The sequence below is a fragment of the Mycobacterium sp. AZCC_0083 genome (assembly GCF_014202335.1).
GTDB lineage: Bacteria > Actinomycetota > Actinomycetes > Mycobacteriales > Mycobacteriaceae > Mycobacterium.
Map to the genome: position 1 here is coordinate 303,546 of NZ_JACHGP010000004.1, position 24,151 is coordinate 327,696.

Genomic DNA, 24,151 nt, shown 5'->3' on the forward strand with positions numbered 1-24,151 from the left:
CATCAGCCGGCCGTTTGTGCACCTGGCGACACCCCAGCGGCGCGTCGCGTCGTCAGATTCACGAACGAGCGGCCTAGCGCGTCGCCACCTCGGCACCGCGCAGCGGGCTCGCACACTGGTCGCACGCCAGGGTGGCCTGGAACGCCGCACCGCAGTCGGTGTGCACCAGGTCGACGGCGGGCCCCTCCGGCGTGTGGAAGCACCGCTGCGCCCACTGCAGCGCAGTGATGAGGATCGGGAACACCGCTCGCCCCTTCTCGGTCAACCGGTAGCGCCCGTCGCCCGCAGCCAGCACGCCGTTGGCCGTGAAGATCTGCAAGCGGTCGGCCAGCGAACCGGGTGGCGCACCGAGTTGGTCCTGGAAGTCGCCGAACCGGCTGGCGCCGACGAACGCTGACACCAGCAAGGCGAACGCCCATCGGTCGCCGAGGATGCTCATCGTCTCCGGGAACAGGTCCGCCCGGCCGCGGACGCGGTCGGAGCTCGATCGGCGCCGCGTCGCGAGCGCGGGAATCGACCGCGACCAGCCGCCGCTCGGACCCCACTGTGCGCCAATGTCCTTCTCCGTCACCGACTCCGAGCACGCGGCGCACTGCAGCAGCGGTGCGAAGTCGCCGCCGCAGACGGTGTGGTGCATCGCGGGAAGTCGTTGGGCGTGGTCGGGGACCCAGTGTCTTTCCCACTCCCAGATCGACACGAGTACCGGCCACAGCGCGCGCCCGCGCGGCGTGAGCACGTAATCGGCCCGCGGCGGCCTGGCCTGATAGGTGCGCCTTGCCAACAGCCCGTTGGCCGTCATCGCCTCCAACCGCCGGGTCAGCACCGCATGTGAGATCGGCAGGCGCTCCGTGAATTGCCCGTACCGCGTCGCACCGAGCGTCGCCCGTTGCAGGATCAGCAGCGTCCACTCGTCGCCGAGAAGCCCGAGCATCCGGCCGACGGCATTGGTTCCGCCTGCGGGCAACGCGGTGGGCACTACAGATCACCCCGTCGCTTCGCTCGCCCCAGCGAGTCCGATCGACTCGGCCGCGGAGTCGGTCTCGTGCCAGCGGCGTAGCTCCGAACCGGGAGCCCACGTCGAGTGAGTGCCGCTGGAAACCCGTTCCGGCAGAGCCAGTTTGCACACCGGCCCGTCGGTCATCCTTGCGGCGTCGAATACCAGGCAATAGGAGGCGTCGTCGTTCATGTCGGTGGTGATGGTGATCAGGTAGCCGTCGTCCTCGCCGACGCTGCCGACTCGGGGCGCCATCGCGGTCTCGCTGCCGTACACGCCGTCGTCGAAGGCGAACCGCTCCTCCGCTCCGGTCAGCAGGTCGTGCTTCACCAGCCCGTCGAACAGGAACCAGGCTGGCTTGCCCGTCGCGGCGTAGGCATAGCGGTACTCGCTTCCCGCGTAACCCGAGTTGATCATCCCGAATTCGGTGATGCTGTCGGTCAATTGCTCCTCGCGAGCACCGCCGGTGACGACGTTGAAACGCCAACGGTGCAACCGGGGCTGCATCCGGTCCAGCGCGAGGAACCGGAACGCCCGCTGCCATTTGTTGCCCATCCCGTTGTCGGCAGGCTCGGGGTCGCCCTGGAAGAACCCGTCGAGCACGATTTCGTCGCCGTCCTCGTAGGCGTTGGTGAAGTGCAGGACGTAGGTCGGATCGGCGTCGAACCACCTGATCTGCGAGCTGTCCCCACGGCGCGGGATGACCGCGAAGCGCGAGGGCATATCGCGGTGCAAGCGCGGCAGGTGCACGTTGTGTTCGAGCAATTCTGGTTCCCAGAACAACGGAAAGTCGTTGAGTATCACATAGTTCTCGGTGAAGGCCATGTCGTGCGGAAGGCGTGGGCCTGGCAGTGGCACGTCGACGTAATGCACCAGTTCGTTGCTTGCGTCGACGACGCCATAGTGCATGTAGGGCGCCTGCTTGCCGTAGTTGAAGAACAGCAGCTCGCCGGTGCGGTCGTCGACCTTGGGGTGCGCCGACACGCCCAAGTCGAAGGGAAACGCGCCGCCCCAGTCCTGTTTCCCAAGCGTCTCACCGGAATACGGGTCGATGCGGTACAGATCGCCGCACTGGTAGTGGCTGGTGAGTGCCGTCCCGCGGTGCACCGTCACATCAGTCGAGGACGCGTCCTTCATCAACGTCCTTGCGCCCCAGCCGTAGTCGCGACGCGCAAGCTCGACCGGCTCCGCGATCCCGGGCCACAGCGGGCCGCCAGCCGCGTTCTCCTCGGCGAAGCCGTCGGTGCGAACGAACCTGTTGCGGTAGAACGCCTTTCCGTCCCGGAAGCCGACGACGTGGATCATGCCGTCACCGTCGAACGGGTGATACGCCTTGATCGCCGGGTGCAGCGGGTTCTCGGTGTTGCGCAGGTAGACGCCGTCGAGGTCGGCAGGGATCTCACCCGCCACCGCGGTCAGGTCGTCGGCGTCCCACTCCGTGGTCTGCGGGCGCCACGGCCCCGTTCGATAGGGGTGGTCGTCGTCCTCGGGCAGCGTGGACAGGAACTTGCCCACGACTTCGACGTCCATGTCTCTCACACCCCACTCACGACGAAGCTCACCGTGGTGGCCGTGCTGCCGCCGAAGTTCAGCGTGCCGAACGTCCTTGCGCCGTCGACCTGATACTCGCCTGCAGTGCCACTGACCTGTTTGGCGGCGTCGAGCAGCATCCGCACCCCGGTAGCGCCGACGGGATGGCCACCGCCGATCAGCCCGCCGCTCGGGTTGATCGGCAGCCGGCCGCCGATCTCGATCTCGCCGTTCTCGATGGCCTTCCACGATTCGCCGGGGCCGGTCAGCCCGATGTGGTCGATCGCGAGGTACTCGCTCGGCGTGAAGCAGTCGTGCACCTCGATGCCGTCGAGATCGTCCAGCGACACCCTGGCGCGCGTGAAGGCGTCCAGCACGGCCCGCCGCACATGCGGCATGACGTACGGGTCGCCGGCCGAGCGGTCGAGCTTGTGCTGCAGGCCCAGCCCGACGGTGCGGTGGCCCCAGCCCTCGATCCGGCCGATCGGGCGGGCATCGGGGTGGTCGCGCAAATAGTCGTCGCCGACCAGGACGATGCCCGCGCCGCCGTCGGTCATCTGGCTGCAGTCGAACCGGCGGATCCGCCCCTCGACGATGGGGTTGACCTCATCGTTGCTGCCGGCCATCAGATCGGGCACCGACCAGTCCCGGGTCTGGGCGTTCGGGTTGGCGTGCGCGTTGGTGAAGTTCAGCTGCGCGATCGCCCGGAGATGGACGTCGTCGATGCCGTATCGGCGGTCGTACTCGTCGGCGACGCGGCTGAACATGTATGGCCACATGAACGTGGCGTCCTGACCCTCGTGCCCGGTCCAGGCGGCGGCGCCGAGGTGCTGGGCGGCGATGTCGCCGGGCACCGTCTTCTCCAGTTCGACGCCGAGCACCAGCGCGGTCTCGTACGCGCCGGACCGCAGGTCGGCGATCGCCGCCAGGGTGGCGACGCTCCCGGAGGCGCAGGCGGCTTCGTGGCGTGACGACGGGGTGGCCCAGAGGCCGTCGACGACGCTGGCGGGCATCGCGCCGAGGTGGCCCTGAGCTGCGAACATCTCGCCGAAGGCGTTGCCGACGTGGACGACGCCGATGTCGACGGTGTCGATCTTGGCCGTCTCCAAAGTGGCCGTCACCACCTCGGCCGTCAGGTCCGCGAAGTCGACCTCCTCACGGGTCAGGTTCCGCGCGAAGTCGCTCTGGTAGCCGCCGAGAATCCACACGTTCGAACCAGCCATGACGGCACCGTACTACAACTAACAGAGTGACTGGAGATTGATTGTAGAAAAGTGTCGGTTTCGGTCGGGCACCGCTCTCTTACCTGTATGAGCACGACAAGTCATCTCCGAAAAGCGACGACGTACGACATCATCGACCGGCTGTACGCCCGGCGGGCGGCCCATGTGCCGGTCAACCGGATCGCTGCCACGGTGTCGGCGTGGTTGGCCGAGCTTGGAGTCGACAGCCCGATGGCCGAGGACCTCGCCCGCGCCGCCCGCGCAGGCAACTGGCCCGCGGTTCACGCCATCAGCGACTTGCTGTCCGTGGACGTCCTCGTCGCGGCGTGACGGTCCCACCGGCTCGGTTCTGAACCGGTGAGACCTCGGCGCGCTTGGTAGTGCACCGCCAAGCGCACCTGTGCGAGCATTGCCCGGCTGCCGGTGGCACAAACGTGTGTATCCATCGGATCAGGGGGGATGATGCAGCCATGGCCCTGCAGAATCACGACCTCGCACTTCGGATGGCCGAGCTGGCGCGTTCGACTGCGTTGCGCAGCGTCGACGATGTGCTCGCCGACGTCACCGCTGCCGCCATGACACTGATCCCAGGCGTGGACGTCGCCGGTGTGTTGCTGGTCGGCAAGAACGGCAGTTTCGACACCGTGGCGGCCACGTCCGATCTGATGTTCAAGCTCGACGAGCTGCAGATGCGCTATCTCGAAGGGCCGTGCGTCCAGGCGGCGCTAGACGAGATCGTCGTGCGCACGGACGATTTCCGCAACGAGCCGAAATGGCCCAACTACTCGCCTGCGGTCGTCGGGTTGGGAGTGCGCAGCGGCCTGTCCTTCAAGCTGTACACCGCCGACCGCACCGCAGGCGCACTCAACCTGTTCGCCTTCGAGCCGAGGCTGTGGGACACCGAAGCCGAGACCATCGGCATGGTGCTGGCGGCGCACGCCGCGGCGGCCATCCTGGCCAGCCGCCAGGGTGACCAGCTTCAGTCGGCGCTGTCGACGCGTGACCGCATCGGCCAGGCCAAGGGCATCATCATGGAGCGGTTCGGCATCGATGACGTCCGCGCATTCGCGATGCTGCGCCAGCTGTCGCAAGACGGCAATACGAAGCTGACCGACGTCGCGCAGCGGGTCATCGACACCAGGACGCAGTAACCCGGCGACTTGACCGTCGACGCTGCGCGCAGGGCGCGATTTCGGCCGATTTCGCACCCTGGACACAAAGTGGACGAAAAAGTGTGCCCTTTTCGCCGCTTCGCGACTCCTACCTAGTGAACGCCGCCCGCACCGGGCGGCCGCACGGTAGGAGTTTCGATGAACCACACAGACGAGACCTTCCGCCCAGGGCTCATCCTGGGCGTTCTGGTGGCCGGGTTGATCGGCATCGGCGCGATCTGCATGATGGCGCCCGTCGAGCCCGGCCCCACCGTGGTGCCCGCGGTGCAGCAGTCGACGCTGCGCTGACGCGCATGTGAAGTCTTACCGTCAGTGGGTATGCCACCCGGGTACCAGCGGCATCGACAGTCGCTGGGTCGAGTGCAATCGTTGGTATTGCTGCGGACCGCCGACCGAGGAAGAGGACCTACTGATGAGCAACGTTCCCGACATCGAACTGAACGACGGTGCGCGCATCCCGCAGCTTGGATTCGGAGTGTTTCAGATCAAGGCAGAGGAGACGGCGTCGGCGGTGAAGGCTGCGCTGGAGACGGGATACCGACACATCGACACGGCCGAGATGTATGGAAACGAACGGGAAGTCGGCCAGGGTGTCCGCGACGCTGGGGTGGATCGCGCGGACGTCTACATCACCAGCAAGCTGAACAACGGTTTCCACGAGCCGGACGATGCACGGCGTGCGTTCGACGGCACACTCGACGCGCTGGGATCCGACTACGTCGACCTGTTCCTCATCCACTGGCCACTCCCGACGCTCTACGACGGTGATTTCGTCTCCACCTGGCGTGTTCTCGAGGAGTTCGCCAGGGATGGACGCGCCCGCAGCGTCGGCGTATCGAACTTCCAAACCGCGCACCTCGACCGCCTCGCGAAGGAGGCCTCGATCGTCCCGGCGGTGAATCAGATCGAGGTTCATCCTTACTTCACGAACGAAGAGGTGCGCGCGTACGGGCGCGAGCATGGCATCGCCACCGAGGCGTGGTCGCCGATCGCGCAGGGCAAGGTGCTCGACGACCCGGTCGTCGAGCGAATCGCCAAGGGCGTCGACAAGTCACCGGCCCAGGTCGTGCTGCGCTGGCACATTCAGCGCGGTGACATCGTCTTCCCGAAGTCCGTATCGCCCGACCGAATGCGGTCGAACTTCGAGTTGTTCGACTTCGAACTGAACGACTCCGACATGGACGCGCTCTCCGCCCTCGACAAGGGCGAATCGGGGCGGACGGGCCCCAACCCGGACGTGTTCGACCGCATCCCCACCTAACGCCCGAGTTGCAGCTAGCGGGTATCCGGCACTCCTGCTAGCAGCAATCGGCAATGGGCGGCAGCGTTGACGACACCTGGTGCCAATGACGCGATCCTAAGTGTCATGGCCACGCTCCCGTACCCCGATCACTACGATCAACGGCAGCCGGATGCGCCAGCGGCGGCACATCGCAAGCCGCCCAATCCTTCTGGTGGGCTGGTCCTCGCGGGCCTGGTGCTCGCGGTGGTGTCCGCCGGTGTCGGCGGGTTCGCGGCGTTGGCCCTGCAGCCACACACGTCCACACTCGACGCCCTGGCGGCCGCGGCGGCGGCACCGCGCGCGACGGCGAGCCTAGGTCCGGGCACGGTCGAGGAGGTCGCCGCAAAGGTGGTGCCCAGCGTGGTGCAACTGGAGACCGATGTGGCCGACCAGAGCGAGCAGGGTTCTGGCATCGTCCTGACCCCCGACGGGCTGATCATGACCAACGCCCACGTGGTGGCGCCCGCGGCCGACGCCGATCCCGCCGCAGCCCACACCCAGGTCATCTTCGCCGACGGCCGCACCGCACCCTTCGCGGTGGTCGCCACGGACCCGACGAGTGACATCGCCGTCGTCCAGGCGAAGGGAGTCTCTGGGCTCACCCCCATCACGCTCGGCACGTCCGACGACCTCCGCGTGGGCCAGCAGGTGGTGGCGGTGGGATCCCCGTTGGGCCTGGAGGGCACGGTCACCACCGGCATCATCAGCGCGCTGAACCGTCCGGTGACCACTGGTCCCAACTCGCAGACTTCGTCGACGGCGATCGACACCATCCAGACGGACGCCCCGATCAACCCGGGAAACTCGGGAGGGCCGCTGGTCGATGCTAACGGTCGGCTCATCGGGATGAACTCGGCGCTTGCCACGCTGGGCGGCTCGCCCGACGCCGGGAGTGGTTCCATCGGTTTGGGTTTCGCGATTCCCGTCGATCAGGCGAAGCGCGTCGCCGACGAACTCGTCGCCACCGGAACGGCGTCGCATGCCTCGCTGGGCGTGCAGGCAGGCGACGACGAGACCCACGGCGCCAAGATCCTGGACGTGACGAGCGGCGGCCCAGCCGCGACTGCAGGCTTGTCCGCTGGCGCGGTAGTGGTCACGGTCGACGATCAGGTCATCGACGACGCCGACGCGCTGGCCGCCGCAGTGCAGTCGAAGGCGCCCGGCAATCGGGTCACCGTCGGTTACCTCGACCCCACCGGCGTCACCCGCAGTGCCCAGGTCTTGCTGGGGACCGACCAGGTCGACCAGCCGTAGTTACAGGAATGAGTCGGCGACGGCCAGTGCGTCATCGAGGATCTCGAGCCCCTCGGCGACCTCGGCATCGGTGACGTTGCACGGCGGCACCGCGTGGATGCGGTTGAAGTTGGCGAAGGGGAGCAGGCCGCCTGACTTGCACGCGGCCATCACCGCGTTCATCGCCGGACTGGAACCGCCGTAGGGCGCCAGCGGCTCACGGGTCTGCGGGTTGGCGACCAATTCGATCGCCTGGAACACACCGAGTCCTCGGACCTCGCCGACCGACGGGTGGCGCGCCGCGAGGTCCTGCAGGCCGGGACCGAGGACGTCGGATCCGATCCGGGCGGCGTTGGCCACCATGCCCTCGTCCTCCATCGCGTTGATCGTCGCGATGGCGGCCGCACAAGCCAGCGGATGGCCGGAGTAGGTCAGCCCGCCCGGGTAGGCGCGGTCGTCGAACGTCGCGGCGATCTCGTCGTTGATCGCGACACCACCGAGGGGCACGTAGCCGGAGGTGACGCCCTTGGCGAAGGTCATCAGATCGGGGACGACGTCGAAATGCTCGATGGCGAACCACTTTCCGGTCCGTCCAAAGCCGGCCATCACCTCGTCGGCGATAAACATGATGCCGTACTTGTTGCAGATCTCGCGCACGCCTGCCATGTATCCGGGGGGCGGCACCATGATGCCCGCGGTGCCGGGCACCGACTCGAGGATGATCGCGGCGAACGACGCCGGGCCCTCGTGCTGGATGAGGCGCTCCAGGTACTCGAGCGCACGTTCGGATTCTTGCTGCTCGGTCTCGGCGTGGAAGGACGACCGGTACAGGAATGGGCCGTTGAAGTGCACGACGCCGCTGCTGGCGTAATCGTTGGGGTACCGCCGCGGATCGCCGGTCAGGTTGATCGCGGTGTCGGTGCCACCGTGATACGAGCGGTAACGGGAGAGCACCTTGTAGCGGCCGGTGTGCAGGCGGGCCATCCGGACGGCGTGCTCGACGGCGTCGGCTCCGCCGTTGGTGAAGAACACCTTGTTCAGGTCACCCGGTGTGCGCTCGGTGATCAGGCGGGCCGCCTCGGAGCGGGCCTCGTTGGCGTGCTGCGGTGCCACCGTGCACAGCTTCGCCGCTTGTTCGGCAATGGCCGCAACGACTTTCGGGTGCTGATGGCCGATGTTGGTGAACACCAGCTGCGAGGAGAAGTCCAGCAGCTTGTTGCCGTCCCCGTCCCACACGTACGAGCCCTGCGACGCGGTGATCGTCATGGGCTTGATCTGCGCCTGCGCCGACCAGGAATGGAACACGTGCTTGCGGTCGAGTTCGTAGGTGCGCGAAGCCTGTTGGCTGGCCTCGTCGACGGTCAAACCGTTGGGCAGCAGTTCGGTTTCCGGGGCCACGGTCATGATTGTCTCACTCACTGGTTTTGCGGAAAGCCGAGTTCGATGCCGCCGTGGCTGGGGTCGAGCCAGCGCTGGGTGATGGCCTTCTGTCGAGTGAAGAATTGCACGCCATCCATGCCGTGGGCGTGCGAATCGCCGAACAGCGAGGCCTTCCAGCCGCCGAAGCTGTAGTACGCCATGGGCACCGGGATCGGGACGTTGATGCCGACCATGCCGACCTGGACCTCGTTCTGGAAGCGCCGGGCCGCGCCACCGTCGTTGGTGAAGATCGCGGTGCCGTTTCCGTACGGATTGTCGTTGATCAACTCGAGGGCCTCGTCGTAGGTCTCCACCCGCACCACCGAAAGGACGGGGCCGAAGATCTCGTCGGTGTAGACGCTCATCTCGGGGGTGACGTGATCGATCAGCGTGGGCCCCAACCAGAACCCGTCGGGGTCTCTTTCCGGGCCTACCTCGGCCGTGACGTTGCGGCCGTCGACGACGATCTTGGCGCCGTCGGCTTCGCCTGCGTCGATGTAGGAGGCGACCTTGTCGCGGTGGGCCTTGGTGACCAGCGGCCCCATGTCGGAATCCTTGGTGCCGTCACCGATCTTGAGTCCCGTGGTGCGCTCGGTGATCTTGGCGACCAGATCGTCGGCGATCGGTCCGACGGCGACGCAGGCGCTAATGGCCATGCAGCGTTCCCCTGCGGAGCCGAAGCCGGCGTTGACCATGGCGTCGGCGGCGAGATCGAGGTCGGCGTCGGGCAGGATCACGGCGTGGTTCTTGGCCCCACCGAGGGCCTGGATGCGCTTTCCGGCGGCGGTGCCGGTGGCGTAGACGTACTGCGCGATCGGGGTGGACCCCACGAACGACACTGACTTCACCTTGGGGTTGGTCAGCAGTTCGTCGACGGCCGTCTTGTCGCCCTGCAGGACGTTGAACACCCCGGCGGGCAGGCCGGCTTCGGCCCACAGCTTCGCGATCCACAGCGCTGCCGACGGATCCTTCTCCGACGGTTTGAGGATGACGGTGTTGCCGGTGGCGATCGCGATGGGGAAGAACCACATCGGGACCATGGCGGGGAAGTTGAACGGGGAGATGATCCCGACGACACCGAGCGGCTGGCGGATCGAGTAGACGTCGACCTTGGTCGAGGCGTTCTCGGTGAACCCACCCTTGAGCAGGTGCGGGATGCCACAGGCGAATTCGACGACTTCCTGGCCGCGCGACACCTCACCGAGGGCGTCGGAGACGACCTTGCCGTGCTCGCTGGTGATGATCTCGGCGAGCTCGCCCTTGCGGGCGTTGAGCAGCTCACGGAAGTTGAACAACACCTGCGTGCGCTTGGCCAGCGAGGTATCCCGCCACTCCGGGAATGCCGCTGCCGCGGTTTCGATGACCGCCCGCGCATCCTCCACGCTGGCCAGCGCGACCTCACCGGTCACCACACCCGTTGCAGGATTCGTCACCGGCGCAGTTTGGTCAGAGGCTCCTCTGAACAGTTCGCCGCCGCGCCAGTGTTGCAAAACGTTCGCCATCGGTCTCCGTCGCATCGAGGTTGGGCCGGCCCATCGAAGACGGCCAGCATTGAACCAAGTCTGCGCTGTGCAGGGCGGGTAACGGTCCAGCAATGTGTCACCGGATCGCACGGAACGATTACAGTGTGTAAATGGCGATGACGGTGGGTGAGGTGGTGGCCCTTCCGGTTCTGCAGCGAGGCGACCCGCAGATCCTCAGTAGTTGCCGCTGGCAGGAGCCGATCCGCTGGGTACACGTCAGCGATGTAGTGAGCCTGTCCACTTTGCTGCAGGGCGGGGAGCTCGTGCTGACCACGGGTGCTGCACTGCGAAGGTCACCCAAGGGATATTTGCACGGCATCGCCGAGGCGGGCGCCATTGGCGTCGTCGTCGAACTGGGGAAGAAGGGTGCACTCCCCGAATCGGCGGCGGCGGTGGCCAAGGAGCTGAATCTGGCGCTGGTGGTGCTGCACCGCGAAGTCAGATTCGTCGAGGTGACCGAGGAGGTGCACCGCCGGATCGTGTCAGAGCAGTTCGACGAGGTCGCCTTCGACAGGCGCGTGCACAGGACCTTCACCGACCTCAGCATGAAGCGAGCGTCGGCGACGGGGATCGTGGCGGCTGCCGCCAGGATGCTCGACGAACCGATCGTGCTGGAAGACCTTGCGCACCAAGCGGTTGCCGTCGCTCCCGGTCCTGCCGCGACGGCGACGCTCCTCGACGACTGGGAACAGCGCTCTCGCCGCTTCGCCGGTGGGCACGCCGGCGAGGACTGGGCGATGACGATGGTGGGCCCCCGCGGCGAGGAATGGGGAAGGCTCATCGTGCCGCGCTTGCCCTCCGACGTGACGCGCACGGGCCTGGTGCTCGAACGGGCGGCCGCGGCGCTCGCACTGAACCGGATGATCGAGCGCGACCGGTCCGGGTTGCATCAGCAGGCGCAGAGCGGCCTCATCGACGACGTGATCCGCAGCAGGATCAGTGACGAGCGAGAAATCGCCGCTCGCGCACACGCATTGGGACTGCACAAGGCCACCCGGTACTTCCCGGTGGTGGTGAGCATCCGGAGCGCGGCCGCCAAGTCCGACCCCGTCGCGGACCGGCGCCGCAACGTCGGCTTCCTCGATACCGTGGCCCAGATCGTCAACGCCGCGGGCCACAGCGGGTTGTTCACGATTCGCGGCGACGGCGAGATCGGCGCCGTCGTGGCGTTGAGTGCCACCCGGGCAGGGGGATCGGACAAGGCGTGGAGTGACCTTGGCACGGCCCTGGCGCGGGAGGTCGCGCGTCTCGACAGCCGCCAGCGCGCCGTGCTGGCGCTCGGTGAGCCATCGGCTCTCGTCGGCGATGCCGTCATCGGGCTCAGCGACGCCGCCCACATCGCGGAGGTCGCGCTTGCCATGCGCGGTCGGCCGCGGCCGTTCTACCGTGCATCAGACGTGCGACTGCGGGGCCTGGTTTCCCTGCTGCAGAACGACTCCCGCGTCCAGGCCTTCGCCGAAACGGAACTCAAGACGTTGCTCGCCGCCGAGGACGGCAGAGCACCGTCTGATCTGGCGATCCTGCGCGAGTACCTCCGATTGGGCGGAAACAAGGCGGCGTTGGCCAAGCATCTACACGTCAGTAGGCCGGCGCTCTACAAGCGGCTGTCGGCCATCGAGCGCAGCCTGCGAGTTGACCTGGACGACGCCGAGTCGATGCTCTCGCTGCACGTGGCGTTGTTGGTATTGGAGGCGCGGCGAGGCGACGACGTCGGGGTGCCGGGCTAAGCGCAAACGTCAGCCGGCCGCGAGAGTGGGCGTCCGGGGTGGTGCGGTGCGCCGGCTGCCGGTGGCCTCGAAGGCCGCGGCAAGCGCCAGCAGCGCTGTGTCGTCGTAGGCGCGTCCGGCGAAGGTCACGCCCACCGGCATGCCGATGTCGGCCATCGTGCCAAGTGGCACCGTCACCGTGGGGAGGCCGAGGTGGCGTGGCACCAGATTGCCGTTTGCCACCCAAACACCGTTGCGCCAGCCGTGTTCCGCGGATGTCTCGTCGACGTCCATGTCGGCCTTGCCGACGTCGGCGACGGCGGGAAACACGACCGCGTCAAGACCGAGGCGGTCCATCCAGTCCTCGAGGTCGATGCGGCGGGTCTGCTCCAGCCCGCGCAGGCCTTCTTCGAGGTGTGGGATGTCGGTGAACGCCTGCACCGGGTGCTCCCGCACGTGTGCGGGATACGCCGAGATCTGGTCGTCGAAGCCGTGATACTGGTCCGATAATGCCCCCTTGGGATGCGGGAAGATCAGTGCACCGTCGACGTCGGCGAGGTGGTCGAGTTCCGGGTCGCCGTTCACACGAAGGAAGTCGTCCCACGCCCATGCGGACAGGTCGACGATCTCGCGGTGCAGGTACTCGGGGCTGACCAGGCCGCGCGTCGCGATGGTCGGTGCACCGGGCCGGTCGCCCTCGTAGTTCGTGACGGCGGGGAAATCGACGAGCACCACCTCCGCGCCCGCCGCCTCGAGGTCTCTGCGGGCCGCCTCCCACAGCTCGATGACGGCCGCGCGCGTCTCGATGCGCTGTCCGGTCGACCCGCCGATGCCGGGGTGTTCGGCCGTGCCAGCGTCCGGGTCGGCGTTGACGTACATCCGAGGAATCCCGAAACGCTTGCCCGCCAGCGTTGTCCGCGCAGCGGCGGCGTCACCGGGTGCGAGTGCTTGGTAGGACTCCGGACGCACCGCGGAGGCGCGGGGGAGCTCGATCCAGGGCTGTGCGCGCCAGAAGTCGCCGCGTGTCTCGGTGTCGTCGGCGACCACCACGTCGAGCACCTCGAGGAGGTCGGCCATGCTCCGGGTGTGGGGCACCACGACGTCCATCGTCGGGACCAGCGGCCAGTTGCCGCGCGTCGAGATCACCCCACGTGACGGCGTGTACGCGCAGAGGCCGTTGTTCGACGCGGGCGCCCGTCCGCTGGACCACGTCTCCTCGCCGAGCCCGAACGCCGCGAAGCTCGCCGCGGTGGCCGTGCCCGACCCGTTGGACGAGCCCGAGCCGAATGCCGACGTCAAATAGTCCGCGTTGTAAGGGCTTTCAGCGCGGCCGTATACACCGCGCTGCATGCCACCGTTCGCCATCGGCGGCATGTTGGTGAGCCCGAGGCAGATGGCACCGGCAGCGCGCAGCCGCTCGATCGTGAACGCATCACGCTGTGCGACCAGATGCTCGAACGCCGGTGATCCCGCCGCAACGGTGAGTCCGCGCACCAGGTAGCTGTCCTTGGCGGTGTACGGGATGCCGTCGAGTGGCCCGAGCACCTCGCCGCGTGCCCGGCGCGCGTCGGATGCCTCGGCCTCGGCGAGCGCCGCCGGGTTCATCACGATGATGGAGTTGAGGCGAATGCCGCCACGGTCGTAGGCCTCGATGCGCGCGAGATAGGCGGTCACCACGTCGACCGAGGTCACCGCGCCCGACGCGAGGGCGCCGCGGAGTTCGGCGATCGAGGCCTCGACGACGTCAAAAGTGCTCACTGGCATACCATCCCGTTGCTCGTCCTCGGCGGCCAAGCCGCCATAATGTCAACACCGCGCGGCTGACGTCGCGCTAGGGCCGAGGTGTCAGGCCCAATTCGGAGCTGACGTAGGTCCGGCCGATGTGCTTGATCTCGTCGGACGACACGGAACCGATCACCTTCTGGGCGCCAAGACCGTCGATCATCGTCAGCAATCGCCGTGCCGCGACGTCGGGGTCGGCGACGCGGAACTCGCCCGCGGCGCTGCCCGCCCGCACGATCTCGGCGATGAACGCCAGCCACTCGCCGGTCAGCGCATTGGCCCGCTCCGCCAGAACCGGGTTGCGCCTGCCCAGGCTCCACGCGTCCAGCCAGTTCGCGCTCTCGTCGACGGTGGAGTCGTCGAGCACGTAGTCCATCAGCGCGTCTACCTTCTCGGTCGCCGTGTCGACGGCGGCGGTCCGCCGCCGCGCCTGGTTCAGATCCGCGTCGGCGACGGCCCCGAAGGCCGCGACGATCAGCTGCTCGGCCGACGAGAAGTAGTGGCTGACCAAGCCTGGCGTGACACCGAGAGCCGCGGCGACCTTGCGCAGCGTGACTGCGGATAGTCCCTCGTCACGGCTGATTTCCACGGCCTTGGCCAGCAGTTCGCCGTGGCGTTCGGCGGGCATCTTCCGCTTGGCGTCCCTGGTGACGACCGAAGTCAATGTCGCTTCTCCTCTTGACGGAACCGATTTCCTATTGAACACTACATCAACACTATTGAACGGTACATCAACAAGGGATCACCCGTGACCATGACACAGCAGACCCGAACAGGCGACGAGCCGCTGGACTCCGTGACCTCCGATCCGGCACCAACCGAGGATCGCTTCGGCCACGTCGAGGAGAAGGGCGTCGAGTACCTCCCCGAATCGGAGCGCGATTCCCGGCCACGGAACATGTTCGCCGTGTTCTTCGGCGGAAACCTCGCCTTCTCTGTCATCGTCTTCGGTTGGCTGCCAATCACATTCGGCCTCAGCTGGATCGGCGCCGTCACCGCCAGCGCGGTCGGCATCACCCTCGGCACCCTGCTCATCGCGCCGATGGCACTGATGGGCCCGCGCACCGGCACCAACAACACCGTGTCCAGCGGCGCGCACTTCGGGGTGACCGGTCGTCTGGTGGGCTCCGCGCTCACCCTGCTCTTCGCCCTGGCCTACGCCGCGATCGCGGTGTGGACGTCGGGCGACGCGCTCGTTGCGGCATCTCATCGGCTGTTCGGCACTCCGGTCCACAACGGGGTGCTGGCGGTCGGCTACGGCATCATCGCCGCGGAGATCGTCGCAGTCGCGCTGTTTGGGCACGGCACCGTCGTGGCACTGCAGAAGTTCGTGCTTCCCGTCGTCGGAGTGCTGCTCCTGCTTGGCGTCGTGGCATTCGGCGGCAAGTTCGATCCTGGTGCCGCAGGCGGCGGCGAATACTTGCTCGGCGGCTTCTGGCAGACCTGGGGACTTGCCGTCGTCATCGCCTTCGGTGGACCGTTGTCCTACGCCCCCACGCTCGGCGACTACAGCCGTCGGATCTCGCGCACCAAGTACAGCGACCGGTCCGTCGTCATTGCGACCATGGCCGGCATCTTCTTCGGGCTGTTCCTCACCGCGGCATTCGGGTCGTTCACCGCATCGACGTTCACCACGCTGAGCGAGTCGTACGTCGCCGACCTGGTCGCCGAGTCACCGGCCTGGTACGTGCTGCCGATCGTGCTGATCGCCCTGGCTGGCGGGCTGGGGCAGGGCGTGCTGAACGTCTACGCCAGCGGCCTCGACCTGGAAGCGCTGATCCCGAGGTTGAAGCGCGTCCAGACCACGTTGATCACGTCGGCGCTGGCCATTGCACTGCTCTACATCGGGGTCTTCCTGGTCGACGCCGTCGACTCCATCACCGCGATGACCTTGGTGCTCAACGGGATTGCCGCGCCGTGGGTGGCCATCAACGTCGCAGGCTTCCTCGTCGCCCGGCGCGGCGAGTACGACCCGGCCGATCTTCAGGTGTTCAACCAGGGCCGTCGCGGCGGACGGTACTGGTTCACCGGCGGCTGGAACCTGCGGGCGATCATTCCGTGGCTCGCCGGTTCGTTGTTCGGCATCCTCGCCGTGGACACCTCGCTGTACTCCGGGCCGCTCGCCAACCTCGGCAACGGCATCGACACCAGCCTCGTCGGATCGGCGGCTATTGCGGGGATCGGTTATCTGATCGCGTTGCGGTTGTGGCCCGAGCACGTGGCGGCTGTCGACAACGCCAGCCAGGAGGGACGCGCCTAGCGCTCCGACCGGGCGGTGTGGAGGGCCCGCGAGAACTCGGGCATGGCAGCACACAATCTCGATGGGTCTCGTCCCGCGAGCATGACCGTGCGATCGGGTCGGATGACGGCGGCGGTCGCGCGCCCGCGTCGCAGCCACCGCGCCAGTTCGCCACCCGGCTCGGCGACGTGCACGACGGCTCCGCGCCCCTCGAGTTGGGCGCACTGAACGGCCGGCGGCCGCGATGTCGTGACGAGTGCGAAGCCGTTCCCCAATGTGGCGTCGAGCCGCTCCCCGCTGGCCAGGATGGGGTTGGGGCACAGCGTGCCGGCCAGCTGCCGGGTGCTGCGGCCCTTGACCGCCAACGGGTTTCGGCGCAGCGTTGGGGTGCTGCCGTTGACGATCCTTTCGCGCATGCCGGGGATCAGGTGCAGCCGCGGGGCGACGACGCGCCTGACAGTGTTGCCGAACCGTCCGCCTGCGGTCATCGCCCAGCCCATGCCCAACGCCAAGCCGATCATCGTGCGGGCGTGTGGCTTTCGCTCCTGCTCGAAGGTGTCCAACAACCCCGGGGTGAGCTCTCCGCTGAATACGCCCGCCAGCTTCCAGGTCAGATTCATCGCGTCCCGAAGACCTGCTCCCATGCCCTGGCCGATGAACGGCGGTGTGAGATGGGCTGCGTCGCCGAGAAGGAGAACGTTGCGATCCCGCCACCGGTCGGCGATCTGCGCCCGAAACGTGTACTCGGTTACCCGGACCAACTCGAGGTCGTCATCGTCGATGTCGTTGACCCATGGCGCAATCAGGCCTCGAAGCGCGGCAAGCGTGCCGTAGTCGTCGGCAGTCTCGTTCGGTAACAGCCGAAATTCCCAGCGGTAGCGAGCAGGCCCGATCCGCATGTACGTCGCGGCGCGAACCGGATTGCACACCTGGTGCACGCCGTCCCATTGATTGAGCTCGGCGTCGGTGATGACGTCGACCACCAGCCAGCGCTGCTCGAACCGCAGGTCCTCCATCCTGGCGCCGATCGAGCGTCGCACGACGCTGTTGGCGCCGTCGCAGCCGAGAACGTAAGCGGTGTCGACGGTGTTGTCCATGCCGGTGCCGCGATCGGTAAAGGTGACGCGGACGCGTCCGGGTGCGTGTTGAGTGACGTCGGTGACCTCGCAGTTGCCTCGAACCTGCGCGGTGGGCCGCGTCTTCAGGTTCGTCCGCAGCAGGGCCTCGAGCTCTGGTTGGTCGAACATGTTGGCCTTGGGGAAGCCGTGGACGCTCGTGGCCGTGTCGCGATGGAACTCCGCCAGCACGCGAAGGTCACTGTCGAGCAGTCGCAGGCCCAGTGCCGGCCGGGAGATCGCGGCGAACTCGTCGGCAACGCCGAGACGGGCGACGAGGCGGTTGATCTCGTCGTCGAGGTGGACCGCGCGCGGCTGCGGGTAGACCGACTCCCAGCGGTCGAGGACCAGACACGGGATGCCGTAGCCGGCAAGCAAGGTTGCCGCGGTGACACCGGTGGGGCCGGCGCCGACGATGACCACCGGCACGGACTCGGTCGTGACGGTATCGCTCATGCCCTGCTCCTTGCATTAATGACGAAATCGTCACACACGATACAAGCGTCAGTCAAGCTATTCTGATGAAATCCTCAAAACTGAATGCGGCTGCTATCGTGGCTGCGTGAGCGAAGTGCACGACGAGCCCGTCAATCGACTGGAGCGGCGGAAACAGCGGACCCAAGCGGCTCTGATTCAGGCCGCGCGAGGCTTCATTGCGTCGGGAAGGATGAACGTGCCCGTGCTGGAGATCACGCAGGCCGCCGACGTCGGGATGGGGTCGTTCTACAACCACTTCGACAGCAAGGAAGAGCTGTTCGAGGCCGCGGTCGCCGACGTGCTCGACAACCACGGCGCCCTGCTCGATCAGCTCACGGGAACCAGCGACGATCCCGCCGAGACGTTCGCCCGCAGTTTCCGGCTGACCGGCCGGCTCTTTCGGCGCCGCCCGCAGGAGAGTCAGATCATTCTGGCGAGCGGACTCAACCTCGTGTCGTCGGACCGCGGCCTCGGTCCGCGCGCCCAGCGGGACATCACCGCGGCAGCGGCCGCCGGTCGATTCACGGTCGACGATCCCAAATTGGCGATGGCCGTCGCTGCCGGTGCACTCCTCGGGCTCGGCAAGCTATTGCAGGACGAACCGGAACGCGACGACGCGGCAGCCGCCGACCGGGTGACCGAAGACCTGTTGCGCCTCTTCGGACTTCCCGCCGGCGAAGCGCACGAGATCTGCACGCGCCCACTTCCTGGTCTCGATGACGCGGGGGAGCAGCGGTTTCGGTAGGTGATTACGGGGGAACTCGAATCCCCACGGGTTGACCAGCATTGGCGCTGGAGACCCTCGGTTGGGAGGGTCCCATGTCACGCACCCGTCGTGTTCCTGGCTTCATGCACGACAACGGCTTGCTGCTGGCATGCCTTGGACTGTTTGCGGTGTTCTTCGTCGGCATGGTGCTGTCTGGTGCGGCGACCTACAACCAGGAGCAGCAGGAGCACGGCTTGCACGAACAGGTGTCGGTGTTGACCTACCTGACGACCGGTGACTTCGTGGAAGCGACATTCGAGAACTGGGAGTCCGAGTTCCTCCAGATGGGCATGTACGTGGTGTTGACCGCGTTCCTCTACCAGAAGGGGTCGTCCGAGTCGAAGCCCATGAACGGGCCTGCTCCGCAGGATCAGGACCCGAGCGAGGTGCAGCCGAACCAGCACACGCCGTGGCCAGTGCGCAAGGGCGGCCTCGTTCTCGTCTTGTACGAACACTCGTTGGCCATCGCGTTCTTCGTGTTGTTCTTCGTCTCCTGGGCGTTGCACGCCATCGGCGGTGCCAAGGCGTTCAACGACGACCAGGTGCAGCATGGACAGGCCGCGATTTCGGTGTGGAGATACGCGACCACGTCGCAGTTCTGGTTCGAGTCGATGCAGAACTGGCAGAGCGAATTCATCGCTGTCGCAGCGATAGTCGGCTTGTCGATCTTTCTTCGGCAGAGGGGTTCTGCCGAATCCAAACCGGTCGCCGAGGCGCACAGACGCACCAGCGCGTGACGAGTCAGTGGCTGACCACCCGCTCGAGATAGGCCGAAGCGATCTCGCGCAGGCGAGCCCCGTCGAAACTGTCGCCGTGCCCTGGGTGCACGACGGTGACGTCGAGGTCGATCAGGTGCTGCATCGAATCCCTGTACTTCCCAATGTCGGAACCCACGCAGTCGTCGATGAGGATGTCGTCGTAGACGACGTCGCCGGAGAACAGGGCGCCGCCAGCTTCATCGAACAGGCCGATGCTCGCAGGTGTGTGGCCGGGCAGGTGCAGCACGGTGAATTCGCGGTCACCAAGATCGATTTTCGCTCCGTCGGCGAGCCATCGGATCTCGGGTGCCGGTTGCAGCCGGTACTCGCTCACGACGAACTCGGCGCGCGGCACGGCGTCCATCAGTATCGGGGAGGTGATCGAGAAGTCCTCGGCGTCGATGCCCAGTTCGTCCGCTAGGGGACGGTGGTACAGGCTGCCGGGCGGTGGTGTGTGGAACGGCTCGCCATCATGTGCCCAGCAACAAGGGAATTCGTGCGCGCCCCCCATGTGGTCGAGGTGGCCGTGGGTGAGCACCACGACGGGATTCCGTTCGAACAGGTGGGGGAGGTGCCGGCGCAGCGAGGCGACCCCGAGGCCCGTGTCGACGATCAGGTCGCGGTCTCGTCCGCGCAGGTGCCAGATGTTGGCTCGGAGCAACTCGTGGACGTGTGGTTGGTCGATCTGATCGAGTGACGTGCTCACCGATCGTGTGCGAAACCAGTTGGTGGACACCGGGAGTCCTGTGTCGGGCTTGCGTGTGGGATAGCAGAGCTTGGTCACGGCGATGTACACGCAGCTCGCGACGAGCGGGCCGGCGAGCCAGGACAGGTCGGCGCCGCCGAGGGCACTCGCGAGTGGCCCGGCGAACTCGTCGTTCTGCACGAAGAGCGCCGCGGCCGCTGCGCCCGAGAGGAGCGCAGAGAGTCCAGCGACGTTGAATCCTCGCGTGTACCAGGCGATGCCGCGCGAACTGACGTCGTTCAGGGCCACGCCGTCATAGCGGTTGCCGCGCAACCATTGGTCGGTGACGTAGATGGCGACGCTTGGGCCGATCAACACGATGCTCAGTTCCAGGATGCCGCTGAGTGCGGTCGTGAAGTCGGAGACGAACAACGCGTAGCAGGCGATGGCGATCCCGAGCGCGCCGTCGAAGAGCACGGTGACCGCGCGGCGCAGCGGGATGCCGACGGCTTGCAGGTACAGCCCGGAGGAGTACATCGTCAGCACGTTGTTTGCCACGGAGCCAATGACGATGACGAGGAGGAACACCGGATAGAACCACGCGGGAACGATCGCGGCGAGATTGGTTTGCGCGTCGGTCATGTCGATGACGGTTCCCGCCAACACGCCAACCCCGCCGAGTAGCACGCTGGGAATGAACCCGCCGAGTGCAGTCCACACGGCGACCGCCTTGTTCGAGGTGTCGGAAGGGAGGTAACGGGCGTAGTCGGGACTGACGCCCCATGACAGTGGCGCGGCCGCGATGAGTGCGGTCCCGGCGGCCATCGCCGCCCACATCGCTGCTCCGCTGAGTTCGGCCTCAGGCTGGTAGCCCCAGTCGGCATGCGCGACGACGAAGATCGCCAATACCGCCATCGCGGCGGCGAGCATCACGGTGAACACCCCGCTCATCCGCATGATCGTCGCGTGGCCGTAGACGCTGATCGTCAGTGTCACACCGGCCGTCACGAAGACGACGGCGACCCGCGCTGCCGTCGGCAGCGATCCTCCCCAAGCCTCGACGACCGCGAATCCGGCCAGCGCACCCAGGCACAGGTTGATGGCCTCGTAGGCGATGAACACCGGCCATTGGAAGATCCCGAGGTTGAACCGGTTGCCCGTGGTTCCGTACATCGCGCGCATGATCACGCTGCTCGGGGCGCCTGCCGCGGGGCCGCTCGTGCCCATCGCTCCGATCGCGGTCCAGTACAGGTTTCCGACCACCACCGCAGCCATGGCCTGCCAGACGTTCAGGCCGAACACCGTCAGCAAGCCGCCGAGAACGATGTAGAGGTAGTTGATGTTGGCGGCGGCCCACACGGCGAAGAGTTGACGGGGCCTGCCATGGCGTTCGTCGGGAGGAATGAAGTCGATCCCGCGCGCCTCGATCCTGCCAAACTCGTCGCTGGGCACCACCTTGTCGGCCATGGCGTCTCTTTGTTGGTGTAGATACCAATAACTATTGGTGTTGACGACAATAGCGCTCCTTGGATGGTTTGTCCGTGGAAGAGGGAACTTTTCCGCGGCGACCGCGCCAGTGCCCTGCGCTGCGGCATCGCACGTGGCCGCAGTGTTAACGTCGCGTCATGGCTTCCACGGCAACCTCATCGCGCCCCCGCCGGAAGTCTCCAGAGGTCCGCAAGGGCGAGATCGCCGACGCGGCAGGCCAGGTCGCGACGGCGGATGGCCTCGCGCAGCTGACGGCCAAGCGGGTCGCCGAGGCGGTGGGTGTCTACCCGGGTTTGGTCAACCACTACTTCCGCTCGGCCGACGAGCTCGTCGCCGCGGGATTCGCCGCGGCAACGGAACGGCGCCGCGAGCAGCAGGCCGCCAAGATCGCCGAGGCCGCCGACGATCCTCTCGCCGAGTTACGGATGTTCCTGCACGACGCCATCTCACCCGACCACGACGCGGCCGCGCTGTTGTGGCTCGACGCGTGGCGGGAATGCCCGCGCCGCCCAGCCCTTCAACGCGAAGTGGTGCGCCAGATGGAGCTCGACCTCGCCGACCTCACCGACATCCTCGACCGCGGAGTTGTCGCAGGCCGGTTCGCCAGCGACGACACCGCCACGGCCGCAATGCGCATCCTGGCGATGATCGACGGCATGTTCGCCCAGAGCGCGGTGCGCACGGCGATAGCGGGCACGGTGTTCCTGAACTACCCCGTCGTTGCTGAAATGCTGCTACGCACAACGGAACACGAACTCGGCCTCGAGGCGGGCGTGCTCGACTGATCTGGTGGCACGTCAGGATCCCCAGCCTCCGGCAATCTCACGACGCGCGGCCAGGTGATGCCACCTCCTAATCCGCCGATCGGTCCACCGCCACGGGCGGGTAGCGGGTCAACCAGTGACTCGTCAGGGCGCTAGGCCTCGACAGGTTTCATTGGGTCAGCTCTCTGCTCATGGCTGTAGAGCCTCGGCGGCCTGCTGACCCGACTCGGTGAGCGCGAACCATGTCGTCCACCCCCAAACTTCCCAGGCGTCGTGGTGGACGACGTAGCGGTCATGCAGTCGCTCCATGGCCTCCTCAAGCGGTACGTTCCACGGTTCGACTCGCTCGTCACTGCCGCCGACGATGTCGCCGACGACGATCAGGCCATCGGTCAACAGCGAGCCGACTGTGGCCATCAGTCGCGCTTGGCGGACGGTGTCCGCGTTGTCTGAATAGACATGCGCGGCAACGGAGTCGAGATGGCTCAGCGACAGACATTCGCCCACCAGGTCACGTAGCAGCTGAGTACGCAATGCGTTCTCAGCCGGTGGACCCCCGTAGCTGCCGAGGGGAGCATGGTTGGGGGGCTGTGTCACAGGGTCTCGTCCTTCATCGTTGATTATCCATCCGGGCGATCGGGAATGCCGTCGCCAATGACTGGCAGGTCGGGATCTCCCGCTTCGGGAAGATGCACAGGGCGGGGCATTGTGCCATCTGGAATGACGCCACCGCCGAAGCCGCCGCCTCGAACTGGCGGCGCCTCCACCGGGACGGGTCCCCGTGGTGGCGCTTCAACGACGGGTGCTCGTACGGCCGGCGGGATCTCCGGGATGCCTCCTCGTGGATTGATGTGAACTTTCAAGTCGCCGTTCCCCTCCGGCAGTTTGATGTCCAGTACGGGCTGACCATTGGAACCGGCGGCGACTCGTTGCCCGACTCGGGTGCCGTCGGGCAGAGTGACGACCGAGCCCTTGGTAGGGTCACCGTATCCATTGGGAACCTCCATGCCGTTCTGCCGCATCCACTTCCAGAGGTTCTCGAGGTCCTGAGGAGTGCGTACCTCTCGTATCCAGGGTTTATTTCCCTCGGGCAGTTTGTCGAGAATGCCCTGGATGTCGGTTGCGTTTGGGCCGCCACCCTTGCCGACTGGGTCGCCAGGTGTCCCAGGATCGGGGATCGGCGGACCCTGTTTGAAGCCGTGATAGTTGACCGCTTGGACCGATCCGTTGGTGTTGTGCGGCGGTTGGTCATCGACAGGAGCTTCGACGAAATTGAGCTGACTTAGTGGCGCCGTTGCGGCGCTGATTGTGGCAGCAACGCTCTTGTCTGCGGCGCCCAGTTCAACGGCGCGGGTGCCGATGTTCATCGCGTGATATTCAGCAAGCGACGCCCGCTGCGCCTCGGCTACCGGACCGCCACCGCTTTGGCGGTCTGCGACTGAAAGATCTTCTCCTACAATGAATCCCGCTTCTTCGGCTTCGGCGACCGCGTTGATGGCGTTGCGTTGGGCGTAGTGAAGTTCATCGGCACCACGCCGAGCGATGGCCGCGGCGTCGTGCAGGGTGTCGGCGATACCTCTGACCTTCACGAGGTCTGCAAATGAGCGCTCCTGTGCGGCATCGGCGCCCGCACCGTCCCAGACGGAGCCACCGGGAGACATCGTTGCACGGTGCAGTGTCCCGAAGTGGCCCTCCCACCGCGTCGCGGTGCTCGTCCAGTCCGACGCCGCTTGTTCCAAGTGTTTGACGTCCCAGTTGACGATCTGCGACAGGCTTGGTCTTGCCGTACCGTCGACTCCCGCCACTTCAGCCCTCTAGCGACTGGCCCAACGCCGCGAGGCGCCGCGCCGCGTCATCATCTGAAGCGGTGTATCGCATTCCCGCGGTACTGAGCTTCAACCCTGTCGCCTGCACCCGCGTGGCGAGCAATGTAGCGGCAGCCGTAAGCGCGGCGTAACCGCCCGCCACCGAAGCTGATGTGGCCTGAGCGAAGGG

21 protein-coding genes are annotated in these 24,151 nt (G+C 66.6%); 10 read left to right on the plus strand and 11 right to left on the minus strand.

Features of this window, described 5'->3' with window-relative positions; all coding sequences use genetic code 11:
• Positions 1–73 precede the first annotated feature (73 nt).
• Genes HNP02_RS11780 through HNP02_RS11790 form a run of 3 tightly spaced genes read right to left on the minus strand, consistent with a single transcriptional unit; the run spans position 74 to position 3,747 of the window.
• Positions 74–931: a helix-turn-helix domain-containing protein gene (locus HNP02_RS11780; RefSeq protein WP_184438940.1), complete on the minus strand. Its 858-nt coding sequence runs from the start codon at positions 929–931 to the stop codon at positions 74–76.
• 51 nt (positions 932–982) lie between these two features.
• Positions 983–2,524 carry a carotenoid oxygenase family protein gene (locus HNP02_RS11785; RefSeq protein ID WP_184438409.1) on the minus strand — a complete coding sequence of 514 codons (1,542 nt, stop codon included), beginning with the start codon at positions 2,522–2,524 and terminating at the stop codon, positions 983–985.
• Positions 2,525–2,529: 5 nt separating this feature from the next.
• Positions 2,530–3,747, minus strand: a complete 1,218-nt coding sequence (locus HNP02_RS11790) for an acetyl-CoA acetyltransferase (protein WP_184438411.1) — start codon at positions 3,745–3,747, stop codon at positions 2,530–2,532.
• Positions 3,748–3,834: 87 nt separating this feature from the next.
• On the opposite strand from HNP02_RS11790, the gene HNP02_RS11795 reads away from it, so the two are divergent.
• The 5 genes from HNP02_RS11795 (at position 3,835) to HNP02_RS11815 (ending at position 7,455) form a co-directional block, all read left to right on the plus strand.
• On the plus strand, positions 3,835–4,077 hold the full coding sequence (locus tag HNP02_RS11795) for a hypothetical protein (protein ID WP_184438413.1): 243 nt from the start codon (positions 3,835–3,837) through the stop codon (positions 4,075–4,077).
• 140 nt (positions 4,078–4,217) lie between these two features.
• Entirely contained in the window at positions 4,218–4,898 is a 681-nt protein-coding gene (locus HNP02_RS11800) for a GAF and ANTAR domain-containing protein (RefSeq protein ID WP_255506439.1), read from the plus strand.
• Positions 4,899–5,057: 159 nt separating this feature from the next.
• The gene (locus HNP02_RS11805; protein WP_184438415.1) at positions 5,058–5,207 is read left to right on the plus strand and encodes a hypothetical protein; all 150 of its coding nucleotides are present in this window, start codon (positions 5,058–5,060) and stop codon (positions 5,205–5,207) included.
• 124 nt (positions 5,208–5,331) lie between these two features.
• Positions 5,332–6,180: an aldo/keto reductase gene (locus HNP02_RS11810; protein WP_184438417.1), complete on the plus strand. Its 849-nt coding sequence runs from the start codon at positions 5,332–5,334 to the stop codon at positions 6,178–6,180.
• 105 nt (positions 6,181–6,285) lie between these two features.
• Complete coding sequence (locus HNP02_RS11815) at positions 6,286–7,455, plus strand: S1C family serine protease (protein WP_184438419.1); 1,170 nt, start codon at positions 6,286–6,288, stop codon at positions 7,453–7,455.
• Here the strand turns inward: HNP02_RS11815 and HNP02_RS11820 are convergent, their stop codons facing one another.
• Positions 7,456–8,838 carry an aspartate aminotransferase family protein gene (locus tag HNP02_RS11820; RefSeq protein ID WP_184438421.1) on the minus strand — a complete coding sequence of 461 codons (1,383 nt, stop codon included), beginning with the start codon at positions 8,836–8,838 and terminating at the stop codon, positions 7,456–7,458. It abuts the gene before it with no gap.
• 11 nt (positions 8,839–8,849) lie between these two features.
• The gene (locus tag HNP02_RS11825; protein WP_184438423.1) at positions 8,850–10,355 is read right to left on the minus strand and encodes a CoA-acylating methylmalonate-semialdehyde dehydrogenase; all 1,506 of its coding nucleotides are present in this window, start codon (positions 10,353–10,355) and stop codon (positions 8,850–8,852) included.
• A gap of 131 nt (positions 10,356–10,486) precedes the next feature.
• Between HNP02_RS11825 and HNP02_RS11830 the strand changes: the two genes are divergently transcribed.
• On the plus strand, positions 10,487–12,103 hold the full coding sequence (locus HNP02_RS11830; RefSeq protein WP_184438425.1) for a PucR family transcriptional regulator: 1,617 nt from the start codon (positions 10,487–10,489) through the stop codon (positions 12,101–12,103).
• Between the two features lie 9 nt (positions 12,104–12,112).
• Here the strand turns inward: HNP02_RS11830 and HNP02_RS11835 are convergent, their stop codons facing one another.
• Entirely contained in the window at positions 12,113–13,840 is a 1,728-nt protein-coding gene (locus HNP02_RS11835; RefSeq protein WP_375373659.1) for an amidase, read from the minus strand.
• 73 nt (positions 13,841–13,913) lie between these two features.
• The gene (locus tag HNP02_RS11840; protein WP_184438429.1) at positions 13,914–14,528 is read right to left on the minus strand and encodes a TetR/AcrR family transcriptional regulator; all 615 of its coding nucleotides are present in this window, start codon (positions 14,526–14,528) and stop codon (positions 13,914–13,916) included.
• Positions 14,529–14,618: 90 nt separating this feature from the next.
• Between HNP02_RS11840 and HNP02_RS11845 the strand changes: the two genes are divergently transcribed.
• Positions 14,619–16,124: a cytosine permease gene (locus HNP02_RS11845; RefSeq protein WP_184438943.1), complete on the plus strand. Its 1,506-nt coding sequence runs from the start codon at positions 14,619–14,621 to the stop codon at positions 16,122–16,124.
• On the opposite strand, the gene HNP02_RS11850 is transcribed toward HNP02_RS11845, so the two are convergent.
• Complete coding sequence (locus HNP02_RS11850) at positions 16,121–17,674, minus strand: bifunctional 3-(3-hydroxy-phenyl)propionate/3-hydroxycinnamic acid hydroxylase (RefSeq protein WP_184438431.1); 1,554 nt, start codon at positions 17,672–17,674, stop codon at positions 16,121–16,123. The genes HNP02_RS11845 and HNP02_RS11850 overlap by 4 nt on opposite strands.
• Positions 17,675–17,780: 106 nt before the next feature.
• Between HNP02_RS11850 and HNP02_RS11855 the strand changes: the two genes are divergently transcribed.
• Together HNP02_RS11855 and HNP02_RS11860 are read left to right on the plus strand one after the other, a co-directional pair.
• Positions 17,781–18,440, plus strand: a complete 660-nt coding sequence (locus tag HNP02_RS11855; protein WP_184438433.1) for a TetR/AcrR family transcriptional regulator — start codon at positions 17,781–17,783, stop codon at positions 18,438–18,440.
• Positions 18,441–18,514: 74 nt separating this feature from the next.
• Positions 18,515–19,198, plus strand: a complete 684-nt coding sequence (locus HNP02_RS11860; protein WP_184438435.1) for a DUF6766 family protein — start codon at positions 18,515–18,517, stop codon at positions 19,196–19,198.
• Between the two features lie 4 nt (positions 19,199–19,202).
• Here the strand turns inward: HNP02_RS11860 and HNP02_RS11865 are convergent, their stop codons facing one another.
• A complete protein-coding gene (locus tag HNP02_RS11865) occupies positions 19,203–21,371 on the minus strand; it encodes a cytosine permease (protein WP_184438437.1) in 2,169 nt (722 codons plus the stop codon).
• Positions 21,372–21,529: 158 nt separating this feature from the next.
• On the opposite strand from HNP02_RS11865, the gene HNP02_RS11870 reads away from it, so the two are divergent.
• Positions 21,530–22,177: a TetR/AcrR family transcriptional regulator gene (locus HNP02_RS11870; RefSeq protein WP_184438440.1), complete on the plus strand. Its 648-nt coding sequence runs from the start codon at positions 21,530–21,532 to the stop codon at positions 22,175–22,177.
• A 168-nt stretch (positions 22,178–22,345) separates the two neighbouring features.
• Here the strand turns inward: HNP02_RS11870 and HNP02_RS11875 are convergent, their stop codons facing one another.
• Both HNP02_RS11875 and HNP02_RS11880 read right to left on the minus strand, forming a co-directional pair.
• The gene (locus HNP02_RS11875) at positions 22,346–22,753 is read right to left on the minus strand and encodes a hypothetical protein (RefSeq protein ID WP_184438442.1); all 408 of its coding nucleotides are present in this window, start codon (positions 22,751–22,753) and stop codon (positions 22,346–22,348) included.
• A 23-nt stretch (positions 22,754–22,776) separates the two neighbouring features.
• Positions 22,777–23,961: a WXG100 family type VII secretion target gene (locus HNP02_RS11880; protein ID WP_184438443.1), complete on the minus strand. Its 1,185-nt coding sequence runs from the start codon at positions 23,959–23,961 to the stop codon at positions 22,777–22,779.
• Between the last annotated feature and the right edge of the window lie 190 nt (positions 23,962–24,151).